This is a genomic window from Actinotignum urinale DSM 15805, assembly GCF_000420445.1.
GTDB classification, from domain to species: Bacteria; Actinomycetota; Actinomycetes; order Actinomycetales; family Actinomycetaceae; genus Actinotignum; species Actinotignum urinale.
Map to the genome: position 1 here is coordinate 148,420 of NZ_ATUY01000004.1, position 11,784 is coordinate 160,203.

Consider the following 11,784-nt stretch of genomic DNA (forward strand, 5'->3'; position numbering starts at 1 on the left):
TATCTACCTTGATAGATTTTATTCGTTTGTTGATTAGCAAGCGCGAAGAATACATTACATGAACGATTTTTAGCGTTGAGCTGTAATGACCATTTACGACGGTAGAGGCTTTTCTCATCCAACCGTGCGTGTTTGCTCCGGTATATGAACTCCGGTGGAGGAAATTGTTTTCTCATGTGGTGTTACGTGGAAAAGACGAATATATGGGTGTGGTGGGGTTCAAAAGCTGAACCCCACCACACCCAGTTTGTGTAATGTTGTGTGAAACTAAACCTTAGTTCGCAATTTTACTTGGTATTTTTACTTAACAACTTTACTTCGTTGCAGCGATGGATTCCTTTGCGTTGGCAACAACATTTTCTGCTGTCATACCGTATTCCTTCATAAGGACTCCGCCGGAACCGGATTCACCAAAGGCGTTCACGCCAACGGTGCGTCCTGCGTCACCAACATATTCACGCCAACCGAATGTGGAGCCGGCTTCAATAGAAACACGAGCCTTAACATCGGGAAGAATAACGCTGTCGCGGTAATCCTGATCTTGTTCTTCGAACCATTCGAGGCATGGCATGGATACAACGCGAGCACCAATGCCTTCCTTTTCAAGTTCTGCACGGGCTTCCATTGCAATGGAAACTTCTGAACCTGTAGCTAAGAGTTGAACATCAACCGTTCCCGTGGGGGAGTCGGCAAGAACATATGCACCCTTGAGGACGCCTTCCGTGCTGGTTCCTTCCAAAATCGGCAATGCCTGGCGGGAAAGAATGAGGCCAATCGGGCCACCTTCGTTACGTTCGATAGCACCACGCCATGCCGCAGCTGTTTCATTCGCATCGGCCGGGCGAACCATGCTCAAACGCGGAATTGCGCGGTATGCCCACATGTGTTCAATCGGCTGATGTGTGGGGCCGTCCTCACCAACGCCGATGGAATCGTGTGTCCAGACGAAAATGGTTGGAATATTCATGACGGCAGCCAAACGAACCGCTCCACGCATGTAGTCGGAGAATACGAAGAATGTTCCACCGTAGGGGCGTGTTAGACCGTCGAGAGTGATGCCGTTGAGGATGGCGCCCATAGCGAATTCACGAATACCGAAGTGGAGGGTACGTCCGTAAATATTGCCGGGGAACATTGCGGACCCGCGATGTTCGGGAAGGAAGGAGGGCTGCCCCTTCATCGTCGTATTATTGGATCCGGCCAAATCGGCGCTACCGCCCCACAATTCAGGCAGAACATCAGCGAGAGCTGTCAGAACCGCACCGGATGCTGCGCGGGTTGCAACACCCTTATCGCCAACCTTCCAAGCCGGAAGTGCATCCGTCCAGCCTTCGGGGAGCTTCTTTGCAGATACACGGTCGAAGAGCTTCTTGCCTTCAGGGTTAGCCTTTGCCCATTCTTCGAAACGCTTATTCCATGCATCGTGAGCATCCTTGCCACGCTTAGCGGCGTTGGCGCGAGTAAATTCAAGAACCTTATCTTCGAGCGGGAAGTCAACCTCAGAGTCAAAGCCAAGAATTTCCTTGGTTGCCTTAATTTCATCCTCGCCCAAAGCTGCACCGTGTGAAGCACCCGTGCCCTGCTTTGTGGGAGCAGGCCAGGCAATAATTGTGGAGAGCTTAATAATGGACGGCTTATCCGTAACCTTCTTGGCTTCTTCAATTGCGGCGTAGAGGGCGTCAACGTCTTCCTTGTAATCGCCGTTGTTCAACCAATCAACGTGCTGGGTGTGCCAACCGTAGGCCTCATAGCGTGCAAGAACATCTTCTGTGAAGGCGATAGACGTATCATCTTCAATAGAAATGCGGTTATCGTCGTAAATAAGAATAAGGTTACCGAGTTCCTGGGTTCCCGCGAGTGAGCAGGCTTCGGAGGTGACGCCTTCTTGGAGGCAACCATCGCCGGCAATCACATATACGAAGTGATCAAAAATGGATTCTCCCAGCGGGGTTTCCGGATCAAAAAGACCGTGTGCACGGCGTGAAGCCATTGCGAATCCAACTGCGGAAGCCAAACCCTGTCCCAACGGACCTGTTGTCATTTCAACACCGTTGGTGTAGCCGTATTCGGGGTGGCCCGGTGTCTTGGAATGAAGGGTGCGGAGCTTCTTAATATCGTCCAGTTCGAGGCCGTAGCCCGCAAGAAGAAGCTGGTTGTATTGGGTCAGGGAGGAATGCCCAGCCGAAAGAATGAAACGATCACGTCCAACCCATCCGGAGTCCTTCGGATCGTGGTTCATGACCTTCTGATACAGCAAGTATGCTGCGGGTGCCAGCGACATAGCGGTACCAGGATGTCCATTTCCTGTTTTTTGAACCGCTTCGGCAGCAAGGATACGTGTGGTATCAACCGCGCGCTGATCAAGATCCGACCATTCGAGTTTCGCCATTGAATTCTCCTCATCTATAGGGTAGTAAACATCACTATTCTAATCGGAACACCGCATAAATTCATTATTTTCCAACTATGTCCAGTAAGCTCAAGGCGCATTTTCTATCATTTTTTCTGTAGAGAGTGCTCGAATGCTTATAAAACCCAAATATGCGAGGAAAATCCTATAATAGTGGCGGTAGCGTCTCTTCTTCGTGTGTTTTCTCCGTCGAAAATACATCTACTCACCATTCAACAGTGTCAAAGGAAAATGAATGACAAACGATAATGGACGACGGGTTACTTCTCCGTTCAGTTCAGCCTTACGCCAATTTTTTGGTCATTTATCCGTTGAACGAGCACTGTCCACAAACACACTTGCGGCGTATCGTCGTGACCTCAAAAAATACGTGACACACCTGGAAAACCGTGGCGTGAATCAGCTGGAGAAAATAACGGAAGAGGATGTGGAATCCCTTCCAGAATCCCTTGAAACAATGGCACCAGCTTCTGTTGCCAGATGCGTTGTTGCTGTGCGCACCTTCCATAAATTCTTGTACGACGAAGGTATTCTCGAAAAAAATCCCGCGGCGTTTGCACACCCTCCTTCAACCCCGCAACGGCTCCCCAAGGCCTTAAATATTGAAGAAATCCAGGCGTTATTGGATGCAAAAAGCGCAGATGATCCTATTTCTTTACGTGACAGGGCGCTTCTTGAAATTCTCTATGGCACAGGTGCCCGTATTTCTGAAGCCGTCAATTTAACAGCAGATGATATTGATACAGAATCTGGCTTCATTCGCTATTTCGGCAAAGGGCGTAAAGAACGTATTGTGCCACTAGGTAGTTACGCTGTTACTGCCTTGGAGGCGTATATTGTGCGGGCGCGTCCAGTTTTAGCTGCAAAGGGAAGCGGGACAAGCGTACTGTTCCTCAATAAACGTGGGCGTCCGTTATCGAGGCAAAGCGCCTGGGGAATTATTCAAGAAGCAAGCGAGATTGCGGGCCTGGGGAAAAAAGTGAGCCCACATTCTTTACGGCACTCATTTGCCACACATCTGCTTCAAGGCGGGGCAGATGTTCGTATTGTTCAAGAAATGTTAGGGCATAGTTCGGTAACGACAACACAAATTTATACACGAGTTACTCGCGATACGATGCGTGAAGTTTACGCAACTGCCCATCCGCGTGCTCTACACACGTGAGTTTATAGTCCTATACACGGGACGTAATCTTCGTACACGCGAGATTTTATAAGTCCTATACACCGAACATAACCGTCGCATATACGAGACTTTATAAGTCCTATACACGGAACGTAACCGTCGCACATACATGGCTTTACCGTCGTACATATTTTGTGAGATAAAGATATTACGCATGAATCATTATTTTTAGGTAACCTAGAAGAGTGAGTGAACAAGAGCCCCTTTTTGAAGCAAGGGAAAATATTGATTTTCCAGAACCGGCCCCCTTAACAACGCATGGGCCGGCAAGAATTATTGCCATTTCAAACCAAAAAGGTGGGGTTGGTAAAACAACCACCTCGGTGAATCTAGCCGCAGCACTCGCAGGATATGGCCGAAAAGTCCTTATTGTAGATTTCGATCCTCAGGGCGCCGCATCCGCCGCACTTGGTGTGAACGCACGCGCCATGGAACGCACTATTTACGACGAACTCATCTCTGCAAAACCAAATGTTCGCAGTATTATTACCCCAACCGGGGTGAACAACCTCGATATTCTTCCTGCAAATATTGATTTATCCGCTGCAGAAATTGTTCTTATTAACGAAGTGGCACGCGAACAGGCTCTTTCTCGCGTTATTCGCCCAATCACCGACGATTACGACGTTATTATTATTGACTGCCAACCCTCACTTGGCCTGCTCACCGTCAATGCCCTTACGGCAGCCCATGGTGTTCTTATCCCGCTTGAAGCTGAATACTTCGCCATGCGCGGTGTGGCATTATTGATTGAACAAATTGAACGAGTCCAAGATCGGCTCAACCCCAAACTTCAACTGGACGGCGTTCTGCTCACTATGGTCGATACGCGAACCCTACATTCACGTGAAGTGACACGTAGCGTTTACTCGGGCTTCGGCGATAAGGTCTACACAACATACATTAAACGAACCATTAAATTCCCCGATGCTTCGGTCGCGGCTGAACCTATTATTTCCTATGCCCCCAAGCACCCCGGAGCTGTTGCATACAAGAAACTCGCGCGAGAACTCATTGCCCGCGGGCACTGTGCGTGAGCCAATGAGCGTGAGGCAATATCAGAAATACCTCACAACGCCTCAGGAAGTACCCCAGGAATCGTCGAGATGATGAATACACAACAGCAGGACACAGCACCAACTCCACAATTCATTGTGGACCTCGATGTGTATTCTGGTCCCTTTTCCGTTCTCCTCGATCTTATTGCGAAGAAAAGCCTGGACGTCACAACCGTTGCCCTTGCCGAAGTAACAGACGATTTCCTCGCATTTATTCACGAACATGAGGGTTTCGATATTTCGACAATGAGCGAGTTTCTCGTCGTCGCATCAACACTTCTTGATATGAAAGCCGCTCGGTTGCTACCAACCGAGCCTAAGGACGACGAAGATTGGGAACTTATAGAACAGCGCGATTTTCTTTTCGCAAAACTTCTTCAATATCGTGCCTACAAACAGGTTGCAGACGATATTCGTGTGCGAATGGAAAAGGAGAGTCTTTCCTTCGGCAGAGATGTTCCTCTTGAAGAGCGTTTTGCGAAGGCTGTGCCGAAAACCCGTTTGAACCTGACCGTTGAGGATTTGGTGATGCTTGTTGCGCAGGTGTATGCGCGAAGCGATGCGCCACGGGTCGGTATTGCGCATTTGCATCACCCGCTCGTCGACGTGCCTTCACAGGTCACCTACATTCGCGACCTGCTCAGTAAGGCACGCGGGACAACAACGTTTGCGGAACTGTGCGCAACGGCTCCCAACACGGCAACTGTTGTGTCACGATTCCTCGCTGTTCTCTTCCTTTTACGCAACAAGGCTATTGCGATTGAGCAACCCCAACCCTTCAGTCCTTTGATTCTCACCGCAACGCCCGCGGAAGAAGAGGGTGGCATCTACGACGACGAAATAGGAAGCTACGGCGGAGAAATGGGAAGCTACGACGACGAAATGGGAATCGACGACGAAGAAACCGGATTCCACAACGCAGAAATGGAAAGCTACAACGAAAAAACCGGAGTCTACGACGAAGAAACAAGAAACTAGGTGCCCAAACGAATGAACATCGGAAGGCTTAACCACGATGAATGAACAACATCTTGACGATGCTCAAACCCCAGAGGTGATAAACAATCACCTCGATGAGGATAAACGAGGAAATGCGGACGAAAAGACGACGGAGAAGAATCCCCAACACATTACGGTTGTGGACGAGGAACTCCTTGGCCCGCTTGAAGCGCTCCTTTTCCTTGCCGCATCACCGCAAACACCGCAGAGCCTCGCGGATGCCCTCGGAATTCGTGAAGAGGATACTCTCGCGCTTCTTCACAAATTGAGCGAAGAATACACGAGGGGCCGGCAACGTGGTTTTTATCTCAAAGAAGCCGGTGGAGGCTGGCGCTTCTATACACATCCACGATATGCCGATATTATTACGGCTCACGTAACTGCGCGTCAGTCGGGTAAACTATCACAGGCGGCATTAGAAACACTTGCCGTGATTGCCTATAAACAACCGGTAACGCGCGCGCAGGTGGCAGCAATTCGAGGTGTCAACGTCGATGGCGTTGTGCGCACATTACTCACACGTGGCCTTATTGAAGAAACAGGGGAGGGCGCCACCGGTGCCATTCTTTATGGAACAACCCCGTTTTTCCTTGAGGCAATGGGGATGAATTCCCTGAACGAACTTCCGCCACTGGCACCATATCTGCCGGAGGCTGACGAATTAGATGATGTAGAAAAGGAAATCCGATGAGAGAACGTTTACAAAAAGTGATGGCACACGCGGGTGTGGGGTCACGCCGCTATTCGGAGATTCTTATTGAACAAGGTCGCGTGGCTGTTAACGGGCAAATCGTGACAACAATGGGAACGCGAGTCAACCCCGAAAAAGATACGATACACGTGGACGGAATGCCGATTTCCCTCAACCCCGAACATCTAACGATTGCCCTCTACAAGCCTTTCGGCGTAGTTTCTTCCATGAACGACGAATTTGGGCGCCGCGATTTGACAGAATTCGTCGAAAAATACGAACAGCGTCTGTACCACGTAGGCCGTTTGGATGAGGATACGGAAGGGCTGATTCTTCTATCAAACGATGGGGAACTCACACACCGTTTAACACACCCTTCCTACGAGGTTCCCAAAACCTATGTGGCGCGTGTGGAAGGTAAAGTGACACGCGGTTTGACGCGCGTATTAGAAAAAGGAATCACCTTGGAGGATGGGCCTATTAAGGTCGATAAGTTTGTGTTACGTGAAGCCAGGGATCGTAACTCTATTGTGGAGCTCACCCTCCATTCGGGGCGTAACAGAATTGTTCGACGAATCATGGACGAGGTGGGACATCCCGTCATGGAATTGGTGCGCATGCGCTTCGGAAATATTCAGGTGGGACGTTTGAAGCCCGGCCAGACTCGCGTGATTGCCGGCAATGAGCTTTCTGCTCTCATGCATCTTGTGGAGATGTAATGCAATTTCAACGCGTACTCATTATTGGTTCCGGGCTACTTGGGGCATCTCTCGGTTTGCGGTTGCGCATGCTCGGAGTTGAGGTGTTTCTGGAAGATAATTCGCCGATGGCGTGCAGTCTTGCCCGTGATTTAGGGGCTGGTTTTATTGCATCCAAGGACGAGGATATTCGCCCGGATCTTGTTATTGTAGCCGTTCCGCCTGACGTGACACCACGGGTTGTGTGCGAAACTCTGGAACGCTTTGATGATGCGATTGTGACAGATGTTGCATCGGTGAAAAAACGCATAGCTGAGGGTGTTAATGGGCATTCTCAGGCGCATCGCTATATCGGTTCACACCCCATGGCGGGGCGAGAACGAAGCGGAGCGATTGCGGCGGATGCGGATCTGTTTGAGGGGCGTCCGTGGGTTGTGTGTGCTGGCCCAACCGTTCCACCCGACACGGTGTTGGCAATCCAACAGCTTGCTTTAGAAGTGGGTGCCATGCCTGTGATGCTGGAACCTGCCGAACATGACCGTGCGGTGGCACTTGTCAGCCACGTACCGCAGTTGGTTTCCTCCCTTGTTGCCGGTACTTTACGTGGTGCATCTGCGAAAGATTTGGGTTTAGCAGGGCAGGGTTTGCGTGATGTTACGCGAATTGCGAGTTCTGATTCTGCACTGTGGACATCCATCATCGCCGCCAATTCACGTTTCATAGCCCCTATTCTCGAAGACATTGGGAAAGGCGCTCTTGATCTTGCAGCCGCTCTTCGCCAAGGTGAAGAAAACCCTGGCGCACCGGGTGTAACCGTGAACGTTGCCCAGGTGATTAAACGCGGAAATGATGGTGTGGACCGTATTCCAGGTAAGCACGGCGGGGCTCCGGAGCGTTATACTCATGTGTTCGTCCTCATCCCAGATAAACCGGGTGAACTTGGGCGTCTTTTTTCTGATATTGGTGATATCGGCGCAAATGTTGAAGATTTTTCACTGGAACATTCGGTATCCCAGCAGGTGGGACGCGGTGAAATTTCAGTGATTCCCAGCGCATCAAAATTCTTGGCCTCCGGCCTTGAAGAACGCGGTTGGCAAGTATTTATTGAAGGTGGCGAACAATGAGCCTCATTATTGCAATTGACGGGCCCTCAGGTTCTGGAAAATCAACGGTATCCAAAGAAGTCGCGCGCCGTTTGGGCGGGGAATATTTAGATACCGGTGCTATGTACCGCGCGGCAGCGTGGTGTGCATTGCGAAGAGATATTAACCTTGATGATAAAGATGCAGTCACCGAGGTTGTGAAAAGCATGGATCTTCGCATGCCACTTGATCCAGATAATCAGAGGTTTTTCTGCGAAGGTAAGGATGTTACGGATACTATTCGGGTCAGTAGCCTTTCCCGCATAGTTTCCAAAGTTGCCGTTAATCTTGATGTTCGTAAAGAGCTTATTGCCCGCCAACAGGCGATTGTGTACAGCGCGGACAAAATCGTCGCAGAAGGTCGCGATATTACCAGTGTTGTTGCACCTGACGCCGACGTTAAAGTTCTCCTCATAGCATCCGAAGAAACGCGGTTGGCGCGGCGAGCCCGGGAGGTTCGCGGAGGAGACAGCCAGGCACAGATGGAGGAAACCCGCGCTGAGGTGAGCGAACGTGATGCTAAAGATTCCACGGTTGCCTCCTTCATGGATTCTCGCGAAGGCGTCACAACCATTGATTCTTCACACATGACGATTTGCGAAGTTGTTGATACTATTCTTGGGTTAATCCCGACGAAACATTAGGCGGTTGTTCATGAGCGAAAACATCACACCAGATTCTGAATTCTACCCCGAAGGTTTCTCTCCGGAGGATTTTCTTCCCGTTGAGGATAATGGCACGTTTGTTGCTGGCACCAATGATTTTTTCGACGAGAGCCAGGACGCGGATATCTACACCGAACGTATGCTGCGCACGGGACTTGACGAATACGAACTGACCGATGAAGATCTGGCGATGTTGGAAGGGGAGGAGCTTCTTGAAGAATCTCACCTCCCCGTCCTGGCGGTGATTGGCAGGCCAAACGTCGGGAAATCATCTCTTGTGAACCGTATTCTTGGTAAGCGTCTCGCAGTCGTACAGGATACTCCCGGCGTAACACGCGATCGGGTGAGCTACCAGGCAAGTTGGGCGGAACGCAAGTTTATCCTCGTGGATACGGGAGGTTGGGAAACGTCCGTGAAAGGGCTGGATCAGCAGGTTGCCGACCAGGCCGAGCGCGCTATTGCGGACGCGGATGCTGTGCTTTTCGTTGTGGACGCCATGGTTGGTATGACGAATACGGACGAAGCGTTGGTGCGCGTTTTGCGTAAATCGAAAAAACCTGTCATTCTTGCCGCGAATAAAGTGGATTCTCCGCTTCAAGAGGGTGATGCTGCGGCGTTATGGTCGCTGGGTTTGGGAGAGCCTCATTCCGTTTCCGCGCTTCATGGCCGCGGTAGTGGTGATTTATTGGATGCCATTCTTGAGGTTCTTCCCGAAACGACGACGGTCAAGCGGCATCATAAGGACTCTTCTTTGAGTCGCGTTGCCCTCATTGGGCGTCCGAACGTCGGAAAGTCCTCTCTGCTTAATCAGCTTGCTGGCGAAGAACGCGTTGTGGTTAATCCTGAAGCCGGAACAACCCGCGATCCCGTTGACGAGATTATCAGCGTGGGTGGCAAAGATTATGTGTTTGTTGATACTGCGGGCATTCGTCGTCGTGTTCATCAAACTCGTGGCGCGGATTTTTATGCTTCTCTTCGCACACAACGAGCCCTGGATAACTCGGATCTTGCCCTTGCGCTCATTGATGCTTCCGAGCCCTTAACGGAACAGGATATTCGCGTTATTCAGCAGGCGATTGATTCCGGGCGCGCGCTCGTCATTATTTGCAATAAATGGGATGAAGTGGATGATGAGAGGCGTTTTGAACTGGGCCGTGAAATGGATCGGGAGCTGGTTCAAATTCGTTGGGCACCCACTGTGAATCTTTCAGCAAAAACCGGCTGGCACACGAATCGTTTGGCTAAAGCTATGGAAAATTCGCTGTATTCGTGGCGTCGGCGTATCCCTACGGGAAAGCTGAATTCTTTCCTCCACGATTTGACCTCAGCTCATCCGCATCCGGTGCGTAGCGGTAAGCAACCGCGAATTCTTTTTGCGACGCAAGCTAGTACGTGCCCTCCGCGTTTTGTTTTCTTCGCAACCGGTTTTATTGAAGCTGGGTATCGTCGTTTTCTTGAAAATAAATTGCGTGAAACCTTTGGTTTTGAGGGAACTCCGATTCAAATTTCTGTGCGTGTTCGTGAGCGTCGCCAGCGTCGTTAAATCCTCGATATGAACTGAGCATTCTCGAGCATTCTGCCGGCCTCGGCAAAAACAAAAGGTCGCCAGCATCCTGAAATCCTAGATGAGTTGTTGTTCGGTTCTAGAGCAAAACTAGCGTTAGAATCTCGAGGAAAACTGTTGTTCGGCTCTAGATGAGAACTGAGGGGACGTAACCTGCAAGTCTTGCGTCGAGCTTGTGGACTTCTTCTGCTATCCCGAAGGCGAGTTCCTTACGGTGTTGCGCATCCAGCATTCTCTCGATGGGAGCCGTGACGGATACCGCAACAATTTCGCCGTTTTTAAACTGTATCGGGACGGCAACGCAAGCAATGCCTTTTTCGTTTTCTTCAAGTTCTTCGGCCCATCCGGATTGGTGTACGCGATGAATTTCTTCAGTAAAACGGCGCCGTAAATACGGGTTGGGGATTGTTGCGTCAAGATACCAGTTGACCTGTTCCGGTGTTAGTTTCATGGAGGCGAGTAGCGCCCTGCCTAATGCTGTTCGTACGGCGGGGGAGCGCCGTCCTATGGCGGAAACTACACGAATCGGCCGGTCTGGTTCTACTTTGTCGAGGTATTCGATGTTTTCGTCGACGAGTCGTCCTAAATGGGTGAGTTCGTTGAAACGATGGGTAATCGCGACGAGTGCGGGGCGAAGGTTGTGAACAATACTCGCACAACGTGTTCTGTATTTAATAATGGGGTCAATGCCGTTACTCAGGTAGTAGTATCCGGTTGAGCTATCTTGATCCACCCAGTTTCTTTTGCGTAGGGCCGCGAGTGTGTGGTGGACGGTTGCTTTATTGGCGCGGATGTAAGAGGAAATATCTGCAAGTGAAGCGCCCGTGTTTCCTTGGTTTGCAAGGTATTCGACGATGGTGAGGGCTCTGTCTATGGAGGACAGTTTTGGTTGCGTGCTTCGACGTTGAGTCACGTGACTTCCTTTCCTCAATGAATAGAATGTAGAGATTGAACGTGGTGATGTTTCACAGTTTCGTCGCGATTCACTCGTAATAAGTATAACTGTCGTTTCGATATATGAAATATTTTCCGCCTCCTGTACTGAACCCTGAAAGTTGGACGTTTATTTGTTCAGTTTTTAGGGTTAGGGGTGTTATGCGTTCTGATAGTTCGTTGTCGGTGGAGCAGCGGGCGGTGGCTGTTGATTTGTTTGAGGCGGGCTATGGCTCTCGAGCCACAGCCAGAAAACTTGGTTTGCCATTTCGGCCGGTGAATTCGCTTTATGACAGGTGGGTTCTTCATGGGAAAATGGTGCTTGTGACACGTGATACGAAAGCTGTTTACTCGTGGGAGTTCAAGCGCTCGATTGTCGCTCGTTTCCTTGCTGGAGAGACTGCGAGGCAGCTCGCGGCAGAGTTCAATTTTTCTTCG

The 11,784-nt window shown here is 50.3% G+C and carries 11 protein-coding genes; 9 read left to right on the forward strand and 2 right to left on the reverse strand.

Annotated features, from left to right (window positions below):
• Nucleotides 1-313: 313 nt before the first annotated feature.
• On the reverse strand, nt 314-2,389 hold the full coding sequence (gene tkt / locus G445_RS0104530) for a transketolase (protein WP_022866367.1): 2,076 nt from the start codon (nt 2,387-2,389) through the stop codon (nt 314-316).
• A 256-nt stretch (nt 2,390-2,645) separates the two neighbouring features.
• On the opposite strand from tkt, the gene xerD reads away from it, so the two are divergent.
• From xerD to der, 8 genes are all read left to right on the forward strand, one after another.
• A complete protein-coding gene (gene xerD, locus G445_RS0104535) occupies nt 2,646-3,575 on the forward strand; it encodes a site-specific tyrosine recombinase XerD (protein ID WP_022866368.1) in 930 nt (309 codons plus the stop codon).
• Between the two features lie 206 nt (nt 3,576-3,781).
• Entirely contained in the window at nt 3,782-4,633 is an 852-nt protein-coding gene (locus G445_RS0104540; RefSeq protein WP_022866369.1) for a ParA family protein, read from the forward strand.
• Nucleotides 4,634-4,702: 69 nt separating this feature from the next.
• On the forward strand, nt 4,703-5,632 hold the full coding sequence (locus tag G445_RS09710) for a segregation and condensation protein A (protein WP_022866370.1): 930 nt from the start codon (nt 4,703-4,705) through the stop codon (nt 5,630-5,632).
• Between the two features lie 160 nt (nt 5,633-5,792).
• Nucleotides 5,793-6,344, forward strand: a complete 552-nt coding sequence (scpB, locus tag G445_RS0104550; protein WP_026420951.1) for an SMC-Scp complex subunit ScpB — start codon at nt 5,793-5,795, stop codon at nt 6,342-6,344.
• Nucleotides 6,341-7,063 (forward strand): pseudouridine synthase, encoded by a 723-nt coding sequence (locus G445_RS0104555; protein WP_022866372.1) that lies wholly within the window; start codon nt 6,341-6,343, stop codon nt 7,061-7,063. The genes scpB and G445_RS0104555 overlap by 4 nt, the downstream gene beginning before the upstream one ends.
• Nucleotides 7,063-8,166 (forward strand): prephenate dehydrogenase, encoded by a 1,104-nt coding sequence (locus tag G445_RS0104560; RefSeq protein ID WP_022866373.1) that lies wholly within the window; start codon nt 7,063-7,065, stop codon nt 8,164-8,166. The genes G445_RS0104555 and G445_RS0104560 overlap by 1 nt, the downstream gene beginning before the upstream one ends.
• Nucleotides 8,163-8,828 carry a (d)CMP kinase gene (gene cmk / locus G445_RS0104565; RefSeq protein ID WP_022866374.1) on the forward strand — a complete coding sequence of 222 codons (666 nt, stop codon included), beginning with the start codon at nt 8,163-8,165 and terminating at the stop codon, nt 8,826-8,828. Before G445_RS0104560 ends, cmk begins: the two co-directional genes overlap by 4 nt.
• Before the next feature lie 10 nt (nt 8,829-8,838).
• Complete coding sequence (gene der, locus G445_RS0104570; protein ID WP_022866375.1) at nt 8,839-10,392, forward strand: ribosome biogenesis GTPase Der; 1,554 nt, start codon at nt 8,839-8,841, stop codon at nt 10,390-10,392.
• Between the two features lie 148 nt (nt 10,393-10,540).
• Here the strand turns inward: der and G445_RS10820 are convergent, their stop codons facing one another.
• On the reverse strand, nt 10,541-11,326 hold the full coding sequence (locus G445_RS10820; protein WP_022866376.1) for an IclR family transcriptional regulator: 786 nt from the start codon (nt 11,324-11,326) through the stop codon (nt 10,541-10,543).
• A 182-nt stretch (nt 11,327-11,508) separates the two neighbouring features.
• On the opposite strand from G445_RS10820, the gene G445_RS11475 reads away from it, so the two are divergent.
• Nucleotides 11,509-11,784 (forward strand): hypothetical protein (locus G445_RS11475; RefSeq protein WP_022866377.1); only part of this gene is annotated, 276 nt, incomplete at its 3' end.